This window comes from Streptomyces sp. NPDC002795 (assembly GCF_042888725.1).
In the GTDB taxonomy this organism is placed as follows: Bacteria; Actinomycetota; Actinomycetes; order Streptomycetales; family Streptomycetaceae; genus Streptomyces.
Window position 1 is genome coordinate 21,917 of sequence record NZ_JBIAQB010000016.1, and the last position, 18,961, is coordinate 40,877.

Annotated in this window: 10 protein-coding genes; 3 read left to right on the plus strand and 7 right to left on the minus strand. The window is 69.6% G+C overall.

The genetic code is table 11. From position 1 onward, the window contains the following. Nucleotides 1–10 precede the first annotated feature (10 nt). The 3 genes from ACFYWS_RS35990 to ACFYWS_RS36000 all read right to left on the minus strand — a co-directional run bounded on the left by ACFYWS_RS35990 (nt 11) and on the right by ACFYWS_RS36000 (nt 9,689). Nucleotides 11–2,233: an SUKH-4 family immunity protein gene (locus ACFYWS_RS35990; protein WP_389283502.1), complete on the minus strand. Its 2,223-nt coding sequence runs from the start codon at nt 2,231–2,233 to the stop codon at nt 11–13. Between the two features lie 86 nt (nt 2,234–2,319). Beyond that, on the minus strand, nt 2,320–4,494 hold the full coding sequence (locus ACFYWS_RS35995; RefSeq protein WP_389283503.1) for an SUKH-4 family immunity protein: 2,175 nt from the start codon (nt 4,492–4,494) through the stop codon (nt 2,320–2,322). A gap of 53 nt (nt 4,495–4,547) precedes the next feature. Further along, a complete protein-coding gene (locus ACFYWS_RS36000) occupies nt 4,548–9,689 on the minus strand; it encodes a toxin glutamine deamidase domain-containing protein (protein WP_389283505.1) in 5,142 nt (1,713 codons plus the stop codon). A gap of 185 nt (nt 9,690–9,874) precedes the next feature. On the opposite strand from ACFYWS_RS36000, the gene ACFYWS_RS36005 reads away from it, so the two are divergent. Beyond that, nucleotides 9,875–12,556, plus strand: a complete 2,682-nt coding sequence (locus tag ACFYWS_RS36005) for an SUKH-4 family immunity protein (protein WP_389283507.1) — start codon at nt 9,875–9,877, stop codon at nt 12,554–12,556. 142 nt (nt 12,557–12,698) lie between these two features. Here the strand turns inward: ACFYWS_RS36005 and ACFYWS_RS36010 are convergent, their stop codons facing one another. The 4 genes from ACFYWS_RS36010 to ACFYWS_RS36025 form a co-directional block, all read right to left on the minus strand. Beyond that, a complete protein-coding gene (locus ACFYWS_RS36010; RefSeq protein WP_389283509.1) occupies nt 12,699–13,316 on the minus strand; it encodes a hypothetical protein in 618 nt (205 codons plus the stop codon). A gap of 91 nt (nt 13,317–13,407) precedes the next feature. Then, a complete protein-coding gene (locus ACFYWS_RS36015) occupies nt 13,408–14,028 on the minus strand; it encodes a hypothetical protein (RefSeq protein ID WP_389283511.1) in 621 nt (206 codons plus the stop codon). Beyond that, a complete protein-coding gene (locus ACFYWS_RS36020) occupies nt 14,025–15,047 on the minus strand; it encodes a WXG100 family type VII secretion target (protein ID WP_389283513.1) in 1,023 nt (340 codons plus the stop codon). The genes ACFYWS_RS36015 and ACFYWS_RS36020 overlap by 4 nt, the downstream gene beginning before the upstream one ends. Then, nucleotides 15,047–15,361 (minus strand): hypothetical protein, encoded by a 315-nt coding sequence (locus tag ACFYWS_RS36025; protein WP_389283515.1) that lies wholly within the window; start codon nt 15,359–15,361, stop codon nt 15,047–15,049. The genes ACFYWS_RS36020 and ACFYWS_RS36025 overlap by 1 nt, the downstream gene beginning before the upstream one ends. 551 nt (nt 15,362–15,912) lie before the next feature. Here ACFYWS_RS36025 and ACFYWS_RS36030 point away from each other — a divergent pair. After that, on the plus strand, nt 15,913–17,301 hold the full coding sequence (locus tag ACFYWS_RS36030; RefSeq protein WP_389283516.1) for a hypothetical protein: 1,389 nt from the start codon (nt 15,913–15,915) through the stop codon (nt 17,299–17,301). Continuing rightward, nucleotides 17,298–18,848, plus strand: a complete 1,551-nt coding sequence (locus tag ACFYWS_RS36035) for a PQQ-binding-like beta-propeller repeat protein (RefSeq protein WP_389283517.1) — start codon at nt 17,298–17,300, stop codon at nt 18,846–18,848. The genes ACFYWS_RS36030 and ACFYWS_RS36035 overlap by 4 nt, the downstream gene beginning before the upstream one ends. Nucleotides 18,849–18,961 lie beyond the last annotated feature (113 nt).

The following is an 18,961-nucleotide window of genomic DNA, read 5'->3' on the forward strand; positions in this document are numbered from 1 at the left end:
CCGGCCGTACCTAGTGATCCATCAACGCCACACCCCAGATCCCTGCCGCCGCGCCGACCGGATCGATGGTGGCCTGCAGGTCCTTCACTCGGCGCGCAACGTCTCGCGTCTCGATCTCGTCACCTGAGCCCGTGAACACCTGGACGCCGAGCAGCCAGACGGAGACCATCGCGAGGAAGTCGTGCAGGTTCCGGCCCACGGTCTCCGCCCTGTTGGAGTATTCGCGGTTCTCGCCGGGCAGGTGGAGGATCCGCCCGGTCGGGCCGTCGATCACCACGTCGTCGCCCATCCAGCGGCCGATGGCGTAGTACGGACCGGTGAGGGTGATCGGCTCGTGCTGGTAATCGGCGCACGGGACATCGGTGGGCCAGGGCACCTCGCGCAGGAGATGTTCCGGGAGTGGCGGAAGCGGGCCCGTGTGCGTGCCTTGCGCGACGTCGGTCCAGCGGTGGTCCGGTTCCAGGCCGTAGAAGCCGAGGCCGTGTACGTCGCGGAAGGACGGCAGTCCCTGTACGACGAGGAGCTCGCGGGTGGCCGCATCGGTGAGTCCGTCGGGCAGTAGCGGCTCCTGCACCCGGTACAGGGTCCCGGATTCGGCCTCGAAGATCTTATCGAGGTCCTCGGGGCGAGGCGTTGGGCCGTGGGCCGGGACGGTCGCCGGGGCGGTGAGCACGGACGGGCACAGCGCCTCGGAGCGGTGGCGCAGGCTGAGACCGGTGAAGGGCGTCGTTCGTGACGCGGGCTCGATGCCGAACAGACCGCCCCAGCCGCCGAGTACGACGGTGTTGTCGATGGTCACCGGGCCCGCTTCCAGGAGGTAGCGGTTCGCCGGGTCCACTTCTGGACGGTCGTCCTCGCCCCCCGGGGTCGGCCAGCGCAGGCCCGGCACCGCCTCCTCGGGAGGCTGGTTACGCACCCAGGTACCGGTGGCCAGCACGTCCCCGCTCTGCGGGTCGTACAGGGTCACATGGCGTTCCCGGCCTTGATGGGCGAGCGCTGCCAACACCGGACGGTCGTGCAGGCACATTTCCATCAGGTCGTAGACATCGGAGAAGCCGAGATACGACACATGCAGGCCCGCCGGCGGCCGCCACCGCGACCACCGCACCCGCCACGGCAATCGGACACCGCTGCGTTCCAGTCCCTCCACCAGCTGCGTATCGCCCCTCGTCGTCGCCTGCAGGTGCAGCCACGCCACCCACGTCGGCTGGGTGCACGGCAGGATGGCGTAGTCCCGGGCCAGCACCGCATCGGCGAGCACCGAACCGGCAGGCGCTTCCTCCATGCCTACGCCTTCGGCAGCCTCCAGCAAGGCTGTTGGCGGGACGTGGACGATGAGTCGGGTGTCGCTCAGCAACGCGGTGAACAGAGGGAAGCCCGTGTTGCCAGTGGCGGCGTCCGCCACCGCGCAATGGGCGGCGAGCGCGGTCGCGGCGTATCGAGCCAGCAGGTCGATGTCGGCACGGCCCTCCGGATTCGACCACTGCGTGCTCAACTCCGCGAGCCGGCCGTAGAGGTGACGATGGGTACGTCTCCGGTCTTCGGACGGGAGCTGCCCGCGCAGCTCCCGCACAACGGACTCGTCCCGGAAGGAGACCGCCTGGCCATCGTCCTCGGAGGCCAGAAGTTCTCCGTGCTGCTCAACCACCCGGCTCAAGTGGTCGACCTCGACGAACCGGCCGGTCACGCCCATGACCAGTTCCTGCCAGACGCTGTACGGCACCGTACGCGCCTCCGCCTGCGCCAACGCATGTACTTCTACGGGCACTTCGCGCACCGCCTCGGCCTGCACCGACAGCTGGAGCGGGCGGTCGCCGCTGCCGGGGAGGCGGGCGTCCCGGGACGCCACAACCACGGCGTGGCCCTTGCCGCCGATCCTGCCCAAGGCGCGCAGCAGCCGCTGCGGTTCCCCGCTGGTGCGGGTGTGGCCCACCAGTTCCAGGTGGGAGACGAGAACCAGCCGCGCAGGCTTCTTCGGCACCTGCCGAGCCCAGGAACGGGGCGCCTTGACCCGAGCCCCGAGAGCGTCCAGCACCTTGGCGAGCGCCTCGTCCGCGGTGCGGCCGGCCACGTCGACGAGGACGCTGTCGGGCACCCGTTCCCGCACGGCGTGGAGGACCTGCTCGCCGTGCCGGCCGGACGGGTCAACGACGCAGTTCACGCCTCCGCCCGTGAGGCCCGCGTCCCCGCCGACGAGCCGTTCGATCACGTCACTCACGGACAGACTGGTCACGGTCGCTCCACCTGCCTGTCCGCACGTGCCATTCCCACCCCACTGGGCACCGCCGTCGACTGCGTCACCCGCGCTTGGGCGCGCGCTCACAGCACCTCTTGAAGGTTTTCTGTCCACCAACTCGTCGCCGCGTGACGGCTGATGCTCCCGAGCGTCACGTCGATCTCGTCCCGCATGGCGAGAAGTTCTCCCTTGGTGTACGCCATGGGCAGGTGCATGCGCAGCACCGCCCAGGCGGTCACCAGCCGCACGAACGTGCTGAGGTTCTCCGCCATGACGTGCGGGCGGTCGCGGTCGACGTTCCACCGGCCGGAGTGCCAGTCGGGATCCCAGTCGTCGCCGAGCGGGGCGGTGTCAGCGAGCTCCGCCGGGTCCCAGTCGTCGTGCTCGGGAAGCCGGTAGACCCTGCCGGTGACGCAGTGCAGCGCGATGACGCCGCCACCGAAGGCGCCCAGGGCGTAGAGCTGCGGGCGGCCGGCAACGCCCGGCAGCGGCGCGTCGGGCCGCAGGGCGAGGTCGATCTCCGCGGCGCGGAGCGTGGGCAGGCCGACGGACGTGAGGGTCGCGCGGGCGTCCTCGTCGCGCAGGTCGTCCGGCAGGAGTGCCTCGGGGAGGTGTACGACCCGTTCGGGGCCGAAGACGTCGCCGGGCAGCGGGACCACCGGGGAGCCGCCCTCCTGGACGACCGCGTGGTCCAGCGGGAAGGGGGCGTGCCTCCCCGGGTCGTCCCCGAACTTCTTGCCGAGGGACAGCGTGGTTTCGCCGAGCCCGTCGACGGCGAAGACCCCACCTGCCGAGGCGACGACCACGGCGCCACCGATGCGTAGTTGGTCCTGGATCAGGAGCTGGCCGCCGGACGGGTCGAACGCCGCCCAGGGCCGCAGCGGATCGCCGACACCGTCCGACACGTCCCGCCACAGCGGTTCCCTGCGACCGCACTCCGGGATGTCGGTGCCCCAGGCCGATGCCAGCACCTCACCTGTGGCCACGTCGAACACCCACGTACGCGAGCAGGCCCCGTACTTGTCGACGGCCACGACCGCCGTTCGGCCGTCCGGCGCCCAGCCGGGCGGAGCGGCTTCCAGGCGGTCTACCGAACCGGGGACGATCCGCCGGGCGTCGACGAGCCCCGGCGCACGCCAGTGGGCCCAGCGCACCGCCCAGGGGCGCTCCGGCACCGCTTCGGCGATCGCCTGCGCCGTGGCCGCGTCCCCCTGAGCCACGGCGACGAGGTGCAGCCAGGACGCCGACGTACGGAAGTTGTACGAGTTCAGGCCGGCGCGCCGCAACTGGTCGGCCCAGCGCGCCACCGACGGCCGCGACCAGGCGGGAACCCGGCCCCGCACGGCGGGATCGGCCGCCGCGTAGGGCAGAAGATCGCGTGTCGCCCGGTCGGCCCCCGACAGGGAGTTGAACGACAGCCGGGCAAGGAGGTCGGGCCGCGCCTTCAGCTCGTGGAAGAGCTCTCCATAGCGACCCGTGGACGCTGCGTGCCCGGCCAGCGCGATGTGCGCGTACAGGCCCATAGGGGTGGCCTCCCCCACGTGATCGGTCAGCAGGCGCACCATGTCCGCGTGCACCCGACGAGCCAGCGCGCGGTCCACCGAGGCCCGCAGCTCCTGGGCTCGCCCGGACTCGCGGAACCCCACCTCGCCGTCCTCGTCGACCTCGATCTCGGGCGCGTCCAACGGCAGTTCGAGATCCTCGTGGTTGAGGAACAGGCACAGCTGCCGCCACACCTCCACCGGCACGGACAGCCGCTGCGCCAGCGCGAGCGCCTGCAAGGCCCACTCCCGCGAGGTCTCCGCCGGCCGGGACGGGTCGGGCCCGCGCTCCGGCACCGCCACCTCAAGTCGCGGCCGGGACGCGCGCGGCGGCTCGGACCAGTCGACCTCGACGACAACGAGAACGCCGAACGCCTGGGCGACTTCGCGGTCCAGCAGGCGCAGGGCAGCCTCCGGGTAGCCCGGCGTACGTTCACGCACGATCTGCTGTCCCTGCGCGACGAGCACCAGCGGCCGCTGCTCGCCGGCGGGGCGCGCCCCCAGCTCCGCCCGCACGCGGTCCACCAACTCCTGGGCGCCCAGGCCCGTGGCGTCCAGGCGCACGGCTTCGGTGTGTTCGTCGCCCTCCACACGCGCGAGAATTCCGGTGCGACCTGAACCCGCGGTCCCCATCAGCTCGACGACCTGGCGGGCACCCTCCCGGTGCCATTCCACGATCCGCTCGATCGCAGCGTCCGGGGTGACGCTCTCGTACATGGCTGTGGGCTCCCCATCTGGTTCTTGCGATCCCGCTCGGTCAACTGATCGCGTCATCGTAGCTGCCCGGCAACTGCACGCCACAGGCTGCGAGTCTTTTCCTTGATGACGCGGTCGAAGTCCCGGTTCATCTGCATTTCCTGGCGCGACTCGGGGACCGCCCGCATGACCTCCCGGTCGAATGCGTTCCTGTCGGATTGCTGCATGGTCGAAATCCCTCTGTCCGCTTTGAACTGCTCACGGTTGGCGTTCCGATACTCCTCACGCGCCGCGGCCCGCGATTCATGAGCCCGGTACGCCGTGCTGTAGTAGACCGGCACTCCAGGAATTCTCGACCTCAGCTGATCCGAACAGTTGGAACTGTGCCGACCACCCTTGTCCAGCCCGCAGGGTTCACGCTCGGTGTACAAGCGGCGCACCTGATAGGCCGACTCGCCGGCAGCCTGAAGCGCCTCGTTGCGGTCGACGATCCAATCCAGCAGGTGGTCCTCGGAATGCCGCTGCTTGTCGCTGACTCCGTCCTTTTTCGGAACCGAGGAGTCCACGATGTACTCCACGACCCCGTCACGTTCGATCTCGATAACGGCGTAGTTCACGCCGCCCAGGTCGGGCACATGTGGAGTGTCCTGCAGTTTACGTGCGGCGGCTTCCTCGGCGATCTTCTTGGGGACCCGGTCGAGACGTGCACGGAGACCACCGATCGGATCCTTGGAGCTTGTTCCCGGATTGTTTCCCACTCCATATTCGTGATGAACGGCCTGACTCATGCGTGCCAGTGTCGACACGACATGCATTTGCTCACCTCGGTTGAGTTCCGCGAAACCGGGGAGCGCCTTTTCCAATCCGTCGCGGGTGAAGGTCCTGGGCTTGTGGTCGGCAGAGTTCTCATGTGAATCCTGGCCCGCAGCGGTCCTGAGGACCCTCGCCAGCGGGCTGACCCCGTTCACGGCGTCAGGATGCTTCGGGTCCGCCCATGCCGACAGCCGCTGGTCCACCTCGTCGTGCTCAATCCGGTAGACAGGGTTCTCCTGCCGCATCCTGTCCTGAGCTTCATCCGGCGGAACGTCCGTCCGCTCATCGTCTTCCAGCTTCCGCGGAGTGACGTCCTTGGCCTGCTGGCGGAGGTCCTTGGCCCTTTCCTTGAGGGCGTCGATCTCTTCCGGAGGGGCCCCATCCTTCTTGGCCTGGGCCATCTCCTTTTCGACCCGCTTCGCCTGAGAGTTCAGTTGCCGCCGAAGCGACTTGGCCTCTCGCTCACGGACCGATTCGACGCGCTGCTGGTCCCCGGGCATCAGCGGAAGCAGGCGTGCACCGGCGTGCTCACGGTGAACTCGGGGCTGATTGTCGTCCGGGTGTGCCCCTATGGTCTGCGTGGATTGGGTGGAATCAGCAGAGGCTGGAGAAGTGCTGGCGTCGTCCGTGCCAGTGGAGTTGGCGGATTGTTCAGGACCAGGGGTGTTGACGTCATCCGACTCAGGCGTGTCCGAGGCAGGTGGGTCAGCCTGCGAGGAACCGTTGCCGTCGGCTTCGGGAGACGCCGCGCCGTATCCGACCTGCGGTGTGCTCCCGGCCGGGGATTCGGGTCCCGGACCGTTGGCCGGGGTATCGCCATGAGAGCCCGGTGCCGTGGAGGTGGTGGCGGTCGTATTGCTCTGTTCGGAGTTGTCCGCCTGGTTCGCCGACGGGTTGTCCTGGGAGTTGTCGGTCTCGTTGGAGAACGGGCTGTGCTGCGAGTTGTCAGCCTGATTCGCCGACGGGCTCTGCTGCGAGTTGTCCGTCTCGTTCACCGACGGACTCTGCTGGTGCTGCGTCTGGTTCTCGTCTTGCTTTTGGTCTCCCTGCGACTGTGCCGCCTGGTCCTCGCTCTGCTGCTGCGCCTCTTGTGACTGCGAGTCTTCCTGCTTCTGACCCTCTTCCTTCTCCGCGTCGTCCTGCTTCTCCCAAGGGGCGTCCATGGTCTGCCCGTTGGAGTCGAAGGGGACGTAGCGGACGCCGGCGGCGCCGGTGTGGATGGGGTTGGGACTGACTTCGCCGGTCTGGTGGTCGACCCAGATGATCTGGCCGTTGTGGTTGTAGACGTTGAAGGCGTGACCGCCGCCGCCCGGCCACTGCACGCCCACCACGGCCGCCGAGCCGGGACCCGCCTCCTGGAGGTGCTGGGCTATTCGCGCGTACGGGTTGGGGTGGTCGGCGCCGGCCCAGATCTGGGGGCGGCCAGCCCAGGCGTCGAGGTTGTTGTACGAGTCGCGCTCGGGCGACATCGTGTCGAGCGAGCCGTCCTGGTTCTTGTCCGGGGTGCGGGGTGCGGAGACCTGAGGGTCGCCGAACCACGTCGACAGGCCTGCGCGGGCGTTGTCGAGGCAGTTGTTGGAACGGCCCGGCTGCGAGAGACCGCCATCGTTCTGGAGTTGGGCCCACTCGCCGTTCGGGTCGGGGTGGCGCTGGGGGGTGCCGTCCTCGCTGCGAGGGACGGCGTTGGCCAGAGCCTGCTGGTGGGCGGGGTCCGGCGTCAGCAGGCCGTACGGGGCGTGGTTGAGGCTGTCGCGGATCTGCTGGAGGCTCTGGCCCTGGGAAAGGGGGGCTGGCTGTTCTTGCTTCGGCGGGGTGTTCTCGGATGATTCCTGCGTGGGCTGGTCGTTCGAACTGGGCTGCTGGGCGCCGGGGTTGTTGGCCGTCGGCGTCTGGGGCGTTGCCTGATTCGGGACCTGGGGCGTCGGCTGCGGAGGCGTCTGACTCGGAGCCTGGTTCGGGGCCTGATTCGCAGGCTGGCTCGGCGTCTGATTCGGGACTTGATTCGCAGGCTGGGCCGGCGTCTGCCCAGGGACCTGGCTCGGAGCCTGGTTAGGCGTCTGGTTCGCAGGCTGGCTCGGCGTCTGGGACGTTGCCTGGCTCGGGGCCTGGTTCGCCGGCTGCGTAGGTGTCTGCCCCGGAGCCTGATTCGGCGTCTGGTTCGGCGTGGGCGTCGAGGCGATGCCGGGCTGGTTCGGGGTCGTGGAGGGGTTGGACGTGGTGGTGCCCGGCCTGTTGTTGGTGGGGGTGTTGGGGCGAGGGGTCGACGCGGTTGTCGGCTCGGAGCGGGTCGTCGTAGGGGTCGCGCGGCCGGGGGCCTCGTTGCGGGGCGTGTCCGTACGGGGCGGCGTCGTCGACTGGTTGGGCTGGCGTGTCGGACCCTGGTTCGGCGTGGTGGAGGCGTTCGCGACCGGGCCCGGGGTCGCGGTCGGTGCCGCGTTCGGCGTCTGGTTGGGGTTCGGTGTCGCGGCGTTCGGGTCGCCCGCAGGTGTTGGCGTAGGGGTAGGGCGAGGGTGGGCCTCGGTGGCCGTGGCGCTCTGGGAGTGGAACGTCGGGTTGGACGACGACGTACGCGACGGTGAGTCGGAAGAGCCGCCGTGCGCACCGGCGCCGACGCCCGCGCTCGGTATGGAGCCCGACGTCGCGGACGTACCGGTGGACGTGGAGGTGGGTGATGAGGTGTCGGTGGGCGTGGGGGTGCCCGCCGGCGTCGCCGTGGGAGTGGCGGGCTGCTGACCCTGGGCACGTGGGTCCGTCGCGGTCGACGGATCGTTCCCGCGGTCGGGCGAAGGGGTCTGTGCGGCAGGGCCGTTGGACTCCTGCGCCGGGGCGGCGGCGCTCTCCGAGGCCGTGTTGATGCCCTGGGACGGATCGGGCTGCCCGGTGGTGGGCGGCGCCGTGTCCGGCGTGGGGGTCGGTGCGGGTGACGGTGTGGCCGTGTCCGAATCCACGCGCGCGTGCGGGACCGAGGAGGTGGTCGGGTCCGACTGCGCGGCGGGCGCGGGCGTGGCCGTCTCGCTACCGTCGCGCTGAGAGTCCGTACCCGTCGACACGTCCGGCGTTCCGGACGACGGTGCGGCGTCCGGCGTGCTCGACGGGCCCGTGGAGCCGCCGGCATCGGACGACGTGGAAGACCCGGACGCGGGCTGCTGCTCGTTGTAGCCCTCGTCGAACGGGGTCAGTGGCCGATCGGACGACGGCGCCGGGGAGGGGGTCGGCGTAGACGTCGATCCGGCGTCACCGTTCGAGCCCGCCTGCGATCCGACTCCCGTACTGCCATTGCCTGTTGTCCCTGCGCCGCCGGTGTCACTGGTGTCGCCAGAAGCCGAAGCGCCAGCCGTACCGCCTCCGCCACCCCCGGACCCGGACGACCCAGAACCAGCCCCTGACCCACCGGAACCGGAACCGGAACCACCCGAGCCGACCCCGGACCCACCGGACGCCGCTCCACCGGAACCAGCCCCCGCCCCGTCACCCCCCGACGTACCCCCGGAACCATCCCCGCCGGAACCACCACCGGCACCTGAACCCGCCCCGGTGCCACCATTCGCACCAGCACCGGCACCGGCCCCGGCCCCTGAACCGGAACCCGTCGCGGACCCTGTACCGCCCCCCGCGCCCGCATCCGCATCCGCATCCGTCCCACCCGACGACGACCCGTTCCCCGCCGCACTGTCCAACCCGCCCCGCGCATGCGCCCCGGCCCGGCCCCCGGCCCCGTCCCGCAGCGACTCACCCAGCGTGGCGCCGAAGTTGTCGAAACCGTCCTTGACCGCCGTCTTGCCCGCATCCGCCGTGCGGCCCAGGTTGTAGCCGTCCTGCGCACCGAAGTTCTGGTTCACCGTCTGCGCGACCAGATCCTTGCTCATCTCCTCCAACGCGGAGACGAACGGTTCCTTCACCGCCTCAAGCGCCGCCTCCAGCAACGCCTGCGCGGCCTCCTTCAAAATCTTGCGGACCGCGAGCCGCGCCACCTGCGTCATCCCCGCCGAAGCCACCGCCGACAACCCGAACGTGACCACCGCCGTCGCCGCCGCCACCGCGATCTGAACCGCCAGCACAATCAGCTGGATGATCACCGCGATCTTCATCCCGATGATCAGCATCGCCGCGACATCGAAGACCGACGCGATCACCTCGGCCGCCTGCCGCGCATCGTCCAGATACCCCGACCCGCCCGAGAACTTTTCCCACTTCTCGACGAACGCGTCGATCGACTCGCCGTAATTGTCCGACGTGACGTTCCCGGCCGACCGCATCGCATCCGACTGGATGTCGCCGACCTGCGTCCCGAAATCCCGCCACGTCTGAGCGGCCTGCATCATGTGGTCCTCATTGGCCGTCGGCCAATCGAAGCCCAACATCTCCAGCAGCCAGGCCAACTCGTCCGGCAGCATCATCGCCATGGCGGCATCTCCCCCGTGTCGCCGTACATCCGAAGGACCCCGTGTGCCTCAACAGACGTAATTTTGCGCCGAGTTTACCAAGCCACCCTGACACCCGGGCAACCCCCGCCAGCCTCACGTACCCCGTTGTCAGAGCTCGCCCGTAGAGTGAGCAGGCACGTGTTTACGGGGAACCAGGGAGAGTCGTGAGCTGGCAGAACAGCCCCATGGCGGCGCCGCAGCAGCACCCCATGGCAGGGCCGCAGCAGGTCGCCTACGAGCCGCATCCGTTCATCGGCGGCCGCGCCTCCGCCCTGCGCGCACTCGCCGCCTGGCGGGCCGCCGTTCCGGACGCGCCGCGCGTCGTTCTCCTCACCGGCTCGCCGGGATGCGGCAGTTCGCGCCTGCTGACCGGTTTCCTGATGCTCTGCGACCCCGGCCACCGCGAGCGCATCGACCTCGCGCGCCTCGACCCGTGGACCGTCCCGCCGCCACTGCCCGCGCCCGCGGTGCCGAGCGCCGCGGGACGCACGCCCGCCCAGGTGCTGTGGCTGCTCGCCGACCACTACGGCTTCGACGTCGCGCGCGATGCGCAGGTGTACGAGGCCTTGGGCGCGGGCGAGCGCGTGATCGTCGTGCCCGATGTGGCTGAGGCCGGTCCCGTACGGGCCGGGCGCGGGCCCGAGCGGATGGCGCGCGAGCTGCTGCTGCCGCTCGCGGGGCTCCCCTCCGTACGTCTCCTCGCCGAGGTCCCGCGCGCGGTGGCCGCCGAGATCGCCGCCGCGCTCCCCGCAGGGACGGCGCAGGTCATCGATCTCGACGCGCCCGAGCACGCCGACCTCCAGGGCCTCACCCTGCAGACCCAGATCGCGCTCGACCCGAACTTCGGGGCGCCCCGACTCCCGTTCACCGACGATCCCCAGATGCGGCTCTGGCTCGCGCAGGGCATCGCGTCGCGCACGGCCACGGGCCCCGGCGGCAGCCGCCTGACCGCTCAACTGGCCGTCAGCGCCCACCTGTTGGCCCCGGAGCCGCCGCCGAACGCCGCCCTCTTCCCCGCCGGTCCCGCCGAGGCCGTCGCCATGCACGCCCAGCGCCTAGGCGCCGACCCGGCCCTCCTGCCCGCGATGCTCGCCCCGCTCGCCCTCGCCGAAGGCGAGGGACTGCCACTGCCGTTGTGGGCACCACTGGCCTCGGCGCTGGCCGCGCGCGACCTGTCGCAGGACATCGCCAACGGCATGCCCCTCGCCGGCCCGTTCGTCACCACGGTGAACGACGAGGACGCAACCGAACCCACCCTCATCACCCTCACCCACCCGGCGCTCGGCGAGGCGATCCGCGCCACACTGCCCGATGTACGCGCCGCACACCTGTGCCTCGCGATGGAGCTGCTGGAGCGGGTCCCCGCCGAGGGCTGGGAGCATGCCGACCCCTACGTACGGGACGGCATCGTCGGCCACCTCCTGGGCGCGGGCCAGCTGCCCCGCCTGCTCAAGGACCCGTGGCTGCTGGTGCACACGGACCCGGTGGTGCTGCGGGCTGCGGTTGAGGAGGTCGCCGCCGACGCTTCCCACTCGTCCGAGCTGCCCGCTCCGGGACGTACGTACCTGCGGATCGCCCCGCTCCTGACGCGTACGCAGGCGGGGCCGGCGCAGCGCGCGCGGATGCTGGCGTCGGCGTTCGAGGAGGACGGACTGACGCAGTACGCGCGCGTGTTGGGCTCGGCCGACCAGAGTTCGGGAGGCTCTGGTTCGGGGGTCTCGGGCGCCACGGCCCCGCAGCCCACCCCCACCGTGGTGGACTACCCGCTGGCCCCACCCACACCGCCCACGGCAGCCCCTCAGCCGCACCAGCCGACACCCGCTCCTGCCGGTGGCGGTGGCGGTGGCCGCCCGGCCACCGGCCCGGGCAACACCGCGGTCTTCACCTACGTCGACCCGCGCACAGGCCAGGAGGCCTACGTCACGGCCACCTCGGCTCCCGGCAAGCCGCCGGCCGAGTACCAGGGCATGGCGCAGCTGGGCGAGTTGCGGGTGCCCGTGGAGAACGTCGTGGCGATCCACACGGACCTGTGCCCCGGCTACTTCCCCGGCGGCTACACGGCGAACGTCCTGTTGACCACGTTCCCGAACGCCTCCCACTCGCACGCCCACCCCTACGGCCGGGACCAGGCCTCCCGCACCGAGGGCATCACCGCGCTCACTTCCCACGCACAACAGATGGCCCAACTCGCGGGCCAGCCAGCACCCCCACAACCGTCCCGCGCACCGCTCCCCCACCCCGTACCGCCCACGCATGTCCTGCCGGACGCGGAACTGGGCCCGCTGCTCACACAGGTCTTCGGCGAGCAGCAGGTCCGCCGCTACGCTCCCCCACTCCTGGCCACCGCAGCTCTCCCGGACTCCGCCCGCGCAACACTGGCCACCGTCGGCCTCCCTGCCGACGTCCCCCTCTTCTTCCTGGCGGACACCGACGCGCCCGGCGTCCCGCCCGTCATGGGCGGCATGTTCGCGGAAGCACGCAACCACCTCATTGGCACGGGCGCCCAACTGCCCCCTGCCGCGGCCAACACCCTCGCCACACACACCCGCATCGGCACCGACGGCATGTTCGTGATCACGGTGCAGCGCGACAGCGGCCAGGTCTGGGCGGCCATGCCCCTGGACGGCAGCCTCCAGTACGTCAACTCCTCGGTCGCCGCCTTCGCGTACTCCCTCGCCACGCTGTACGCGACGCGCGGCCACATGCTCGACGCGAACCCGCACACGGCAGGCAACATCGTCGCCGACCTCCAGACCCGCCTCCTGGCCATCGACCCGAACGCCCTGTCGGAACCGACGAATTGGTGGTCCCTGATCATCGAGCAGATGTGGCACGGGTTGTTCTGAGCGTGCCCCGGAAAATGGAGGCCCCCTGGGGCACGACCATGTTGTCTCCGGCGAGGGCGACCGGTTCGGACTGCGTGGGGTCGCCCCCTGTGAAGGGTCTGCCCGTGGCTGGCTGTGGTTTGCTACGCGGGGCGTTCCTCACCTACGAACGGTGCAGTTGCAGCACCATGAACCTGTCCCCACCCGGCTCGCTGATCACGCCCACCCAGTCCGGCTCCCCCACGAACCAGGCCCCCTGCTCCAGCTCCGACACCCGCCGCCTGTGACGCCGCGGCGCCCGCACGGCGAAGATCGGAGCCGTCGTCTTGGCGGTCGCGGTGGTCGACGCCGGAACAGCACTCACCTGTCCATCACCCACCACACCCCCACCGGCACCCGCACCCGCACCCGCGCCCGCCGATCCGACCTGAAGCTCAACGGCCGGCCCCGCGCCCACCTTGACGTCCGGACGCACAACAGCGACCGCGTTCTGCCACGGTCCCGACTTCAGCACGCGCCCGACCATCGCGTACCAGCGCACCGAGTTGGCCGGCCCGATGAGGAAGAACGACCACACCATGACGCCGAACGACGCGACACCCTGCACGAGTTGAGTCTCCTCGTCGGGTCCAAGAGTCGCGACACCCAACAGCACACACCACACCACGCCCCTGATCAGCAGACTCCTGAGAGCTCGCCGCTTGGCGCGCTCATAGACCTGCCGCGTGCCGGGGTCGTCGAAGGCGACCTTGCTCAAGGGGAGGGGGGCCGTGGCCTTCACTCGTGGTGCTCCTCAGCGTCTCGTCGCTACGTCCGACGCCACATGGTCACATACTCACGCACAGCAGGTGGGCCGCATGAACCTCCCGGGCCTACCGCCCCAACTCCCAAAGCCTGGGGCCCGACCGCCAGGGGCAGTTGACCCGTACGACCGACTGGTCGGTGAAGGTCAGGTCACAGGCATCGGCGCCCGCCTGCGGCTGGTGGGTGACCGACAAGAGGTCTCGCGCCGGGACGCTCCAGCCGGCCTCGGCCACGCCGAGCCGGTCGCCGCGGCGTGACCGCTGTACGTAGACCAGGGTGGCGTCCCGGTCCGTGAGCAGGAGAACGGTCGCGGCGCCGGTGGTCGGGACTCTCGGGTAGAGCGCCGACGCGAGGCGGCCCGCGAGGCTTCCGCGCCCGCCCGTGAGGGGCTTTCCGGCACGGCGGGTGCGGTTGCGGTGCATCCACCAGAACAGGTCGAGGTCCGGGGCGACGATGTCGTAGAGACGGAAGATTCCCCAGATGCCGCGCTTGAATCCGGCCCAGCGGTCGCCGGGCAGTCGTTCACCCACCAGTACCCGTGGCCGGTGCCGGCGTGCGGGCCTGCGCAGCCGAGGGCCCGGGTGCACCACGGTCGCCGCGTGCACAGGCGTGCCCGGTGGCAGGGTGTTCACGGCGCGCTGCTCGATGTCGGAGTGGGTCGGCCCGCTGAGCAGGTTTCCGGGGCTCATCCGAAGACATCCTTCACTGGGCGTTGCTGCTCGGGCACCTGTTCAACGAGGCGGTCCCGGAAGGTCTCCGGCTCGGGCCGGTTCGCGTACTGCTGTTCCTGCGGGGATTTGGGCTCCTCGCCGTCCGGCGTCTGGTGCGCGACGTCCCAGGTCTTGTCCCCCATCCTTACGGAGTCCAGCCCGGTGGCCTCGTGCAGGGTGCGCTCGGCGCCCTCCGCCGCCGCGGAGACCTTGGCGCCGACGTCCACGCCCGTGGCATCCCTGAGCATGTCGTTGGCGAGCGGCGCGGCATCCATGGCGGCCCCGCCGAGCTGCGCGCCCAGGCCGACCTTGACGGGGTACTTCACCGCGTTCTTGACGATCTTGTAGTTCTTGTCCTTGTGCCGCCAGGCGCGTTTGGCAGCCACGCGCAGCTGACGCAGCTTGCGCAGCGCGCGCATCCTTTCGGCGAGGTCCTTGAGCTTGTCGGCGAGCTTCGCGGTGATCCGGGTGGCCTTCATGATCCGGCTCGCCGTTCCGGCCGCGCCGATCAGCGGGCCGATGGCCGCGCCGACGCCCGCCGTGAGGACGGCGACGATGGCCGCGGTGGCCGCCGCGGCGAGCAGTGCTTCGACGATCTCGACGACCAGGTCGAGCATCACCTGCTCGGCCTCGGCGCAGCTCTCCGCCGCCATCTCGAGCAGCTCGGCGACCGTGTTCATGTCCTCGGCCTCGCCGCGCAGCGCCTCCTCGAATGCGGCGAGTTTTCCGCTGAAGGCCTGCGCGGCGTCACCCGTCCAGGAGGCGATGAGCGTCCTGCGCTCGGCCTCCAGGTCGTCGACGACTCCCTGCATGTCACGGGCGGCGGAGCGCCACTCCACCGCGGTCCGCGTCAGGAGTTCGTTGTCCCCGCTGACCTTCTCGATGAGGTCGTCGAGGCCGAGTTCCTTGACGGCGCCGCGGATGGTGGAGTCCAGCGCGTCGGCGAGCGGGTTGCTCCAATCGACCGAGAAGCCGATGCGGTCGAGTACGTCGGGCATCAGGAAGCGCCCCCGAACGACTGGGTCTGGGCTTCCTCGCCCTGGTCGTAGGCATCGGCCGAACCGCGAACGGTTTCGGCGATGACCGTCAGGGCGTCCTGGACATCCTTGAGGTCGGTGGCCGCTTCCTCGGACTGTTTGTCGTAGTCGGCCTTGAGCTCGTCCGACTCGGGGAGCCTTCCGAACGTCTGCTGGTGGAGGTCGAGCGGAGCCAGTCTTCTGCGAATGCTCTCGACTTTGTCTGCCGCCTGTTCGGCCGCCTGCGCGTAACGTCGAAGCGCCGCGCTCTCGACGTCGAAGCCAGTCCCGGACATGAGACCCTTCCTGAGGTGGATTCCCGGCAGGACCGGCCCGGTCCGACGTAACCGGCCGACGCCACCGCTGAGTTGTACGACCGTGCCGACGTGCGGGCCGAGTTGTGCTCTCGTGCCGCCGCGAAATGACCTTGAACGATCCTAGGAACCGGCCGTCGGACGCTACAACCTTGTGACACGTGTTGTGAGTCACGACGAACGCCCCGGCCGTCGAACGGGGTTCACATCAACGCCGGTCCTCACCGAAAGTCCTTACACCACAGGCAAGTTGCCGCTTACGCACCCGCGCGCGCCTCAAGGGCACAGATGACGCCTCCGCGCCCTAAGTAAACGTCTGATAAGAATATGCGGCGTCCCCTTCATCGGATGCATGACAAGCGTCGTCACGGGGGACAGACGTGTGTCCCCCCTTTAACGAGGGATCCATGTCGTTTCAACCGCCGCAGGGATACGGACAGTCGTATCCCTCGCAACAGCCACCCAGGCCACCGTCTCCGCCGCCCGCACCCCCGAGACCCCCGGTCACGCCGCAGCGCGATACACCGCGCACCGTGAATCCGGTCCTCAAGTGGGTGACCGTGACCTTCGGCGGAATCGCCGTGATCGCGCTCGGCCTGATGGTGTTCGGCATCGTCCAGGCGGTCAGCGACGACCCGTTGCCCGTGGCCGGCAATGGCGGGCAGGCAACCGAGATCACCCAGGCCGACATGTCCGATCTCCTCAAGAACCACTCCGAGGCGCTCACTGGCGGTGACAAGGGCGCCTACCTCGCACCGTTCGAGGGCGGTTCGTCGACGCTGAAGACCAAGCAGGCTTCACTGTTCGCGAACCTTCGTAAGGTCCCGTTCGCGGTGTCCGAGTACCAGTACCTCAAGATCGACGGCCGGGCCGTGGACCACTACGGAGCGGGCGCGTCGGCTTCCGTCGAAGTGGCGTTCGTCCACCAGGTGAAGGGGGCCGACGCCAGCCCCGTCGCCGAGCTGTACCGCTGGACGGTAGAGAAGAAGACTGCGGACTCGGACCTGAAGGTCACTGAAGTAGGACCGTCCACTCCGGAGATCCCCGGTTACGGCGAGATGACCAACTACCCGGCCCCCTGGGACGCTTACGACTCGATGGCCGTCACCATCAAGCCGCACACCGTGATCATGTCGGACTCCGCCCAAGCGGCCGACGCCCGCCGCTACGCCCCGTACATCGAGAAGGCGGCGACGGACAATCTCGCGGTCTGGGCGGCCAAGGGCCCCAAGAGCGGCCACACGATGCCCGGCTTCGTCGTCACGCTCGAGAAGAACCGCAAGGTGTACAAGCACATGTACCGCGCGGGCACCGGCCAGGAGGACGACGAGTCGATCGCCGAGGCGGGCGTGTCCATCCAGATGCCGGCGGTGACCGCAGGCGGGACCAAGGCGAAGGTGAACGTCCAGAACGGCGGCGCCCGGATCGTCATGGACACCGCGCAGAGCCGGTTCAATCGCCCCGACTATGCCGCGAGCGTCCTCGAGATCAGCCACCACGAACTGGCGCACACCCTGGTGGAGCCGCTGACGGGCCCCGACGGCCAGTCGCAGGTGTGGGTGGTGGAGGGCTTCGCCGAATACATGGCGATGCGAAACGCTCCTTCGTCGGCGACCAAGGAACTGCGCGCCCTGAAGAGGTACTACTCGGGCAGCTACGTCGACCCCTTTGACGGCAAGCTCCCCCTCAGCGACGACTTCCACAGCGCGGACGACGCGGAGAACAGCGCGCACTACACCCTGGGCTGGCTGGCCATCCGCTTCATCGCCGAGAAGTACGGCGAGGACAAGGCCCTCGCGTTCGTGGCCGAGCAGTACAAGAACCCCAAGGGGATGGACGCGCAACTGACGAAGGCCACCGGGATGGGTTCGGACGAGTTCCAGAACGCCTGGGCCGACTACGTGAGGAAGCAGATCTCATGACGACGCCCGGCTACTCCAACGGCATGCCGCCCGTACCGGGACAGCAGCCCTACAACTCGCCGTATCCGCCCCAACAGGGCTACGCACCCCAGCAGCCCTATCCACCGCAGCAGCCCTACCCGCCACAGCACCCCCAACAGGGCTCCGTGCCACAGCAGTTCGCGCCCATGCACCCGCCGTCCTCCACTCCCGGGAAGAAGCGGGGCAAGGGCGTACTGATCTCCCTCCTGGTGCTCAGCGTCATCATGTCGGCCGTCTTCGGCTCGGTGGCCTGGATCCTCTTCGACCCCTCCAAGACCGAGGTCGAGTGGAGCCTTCCGTACTACGGGGGCGAATCCGACACCCAGAACTACCTCGGCACGTGGTTCACGGGGAAGAACGTCGTCCGCGCCCAGACCGACGGCGTCAGTGCGCTCGACACGGACAGCGGCGACCTCCAATGGGGCATGGCCGCCCCCGGTAAGGGAGCCTCCACGATCTGCCACGCGTCCTCCGTGTCCAGCGAAGACATCGCGGTCCTCGCCGTCGGCGCCGTCCACGACTGCAACGGCCTCTTCGCCCTCGACCTCAAGACCGGCAAGAAGCTGTGGCAGCACACGGTCCCGAAGCGTCAGGACGGTCCCGCCACCGCGGTGAGCGGCGGCACGGTCGTCGTCAACGACAAAACCGCGTACGACCTGCGCACCGGAAAGGTGCTCTGGAAGGACAGCAAGAAGGAGACGTACGGCGGCAAGGCGTGCCAGGGCCAGGGGTACGTCGGCGGCAAGCAGTTGGTGAGGGTGCAGCTCTGCACCACCCGCTGGGCCTATGGCTCCCCGGACGGCCAGAGCTCGACGGCGGCCGGTGTCGATCCGGCCACCGGCAAGGCGAAGTGGACCTATGCCATGGGTGACGGCGAGTGGGAATACGGAGAGGACGCGACGGTCGTGTCGACCTCTCCGGTCATCGTCGGGGTCCCCCAGGACGTGAAGAAGAACGGGTACACGGTCCTCCAGGACGACGGCAGGGCCAGAAACACCATGGTTCTTGGAGAGGACCTCGAGAACTACTCCTCCGCCGACATGTACTTCTCGCAGCGGGAGGCCGCGACGGAAGGCGACCCGCAGGCCGCGTTGAAGGTCATCGGCGACACGCTCTACATCGCCGAGAAGCACGGCAACTCGAGCCTGGGGACCGCGATCGACGCGTACGACCTCGACAGCGGCAAGCGCGTCTGGTCCACCGGAATCAGCGACGACGTGCAGTACTCGCTCGTCCAGGGGTCAGGGAACGAGCTCCTGGCGCTGAAGCAGGACGAAAGCGGCTGGCGAGAGGACAACTTCGGCGGCGACGGATCCCCCATGTATCTCGTCAGCCTCGACCCCAAGTCCGGCTCCGAAACGCAAGAGCAGTACTACGGGCACATGGACGGCGCCCTCGGTAACGACTCCTTCGCCATGCCCTACACGCACGACGACAGCGTGTTCCTGGCGTCGGTCTCCAACACCGGCAAGAGCTCGGTGGCGAGTGAGGCGCACGAGGCATCGCTCATCAAGATGGGCGACTGACGCTTCGCGGGGGCGGGCGGCGACCATCCGGTGGCCGCCCGCCTCAGGCACGGACAGCTTGACGTTGACCGGCCCGCAGAACGCCGCCGTACTCGAACGCAGGCGCCACTCAC

Excerpts from the sequence above, each read along its gene's own strand:
- ACFYWS_RS35995 (WP_389283503.1), bottom strand. The coding sequence starts at position 4,494 with ATGTACGAGAGCGTCACCCCGGACGCTGCGATCGAGCGGATCGTGGAA.
- ACFYWS_RS36015 (WP_389283511.1), bottom strand. The coding sequence starts at position 14,028 with ATGAGCCCCGGAAACCTGCTCAGCGGGCCGACCCACTCCGACATCGAG.
- ACFYWS_RS36025 (WP_389283515.1), bottom strand. The coding sequence starts at position 15,361 with ATGTCCGGGACTGGCTTCGACGTCGAGAGCGCGGCGCTTCGACGTTAC.
- ACFYWS_RS36000 (WP_389283505.1), bottom strand. The coding sequence starts at position 9,689 with ATGGCGATGATGCTGCCGGACGAGTTGGCCTGGCTGCTGGAGATGTTG.
- ACFYWS_RS36035 (WP_389283517.1), top strand. The coding sequence starts at position 17,298 with ATGACGACGCCCGGCTACTCCAACGGCATGCCGCCCGTACCGGGACAG.
- ACFYWS_RS36020 (WP_389283513.1), bottom strand. The coding sequence starts at position 15,047 with ATGCCCGACGTACTCGACCGCATCGGCTTCTCGGTCGATTGGAGCAAC.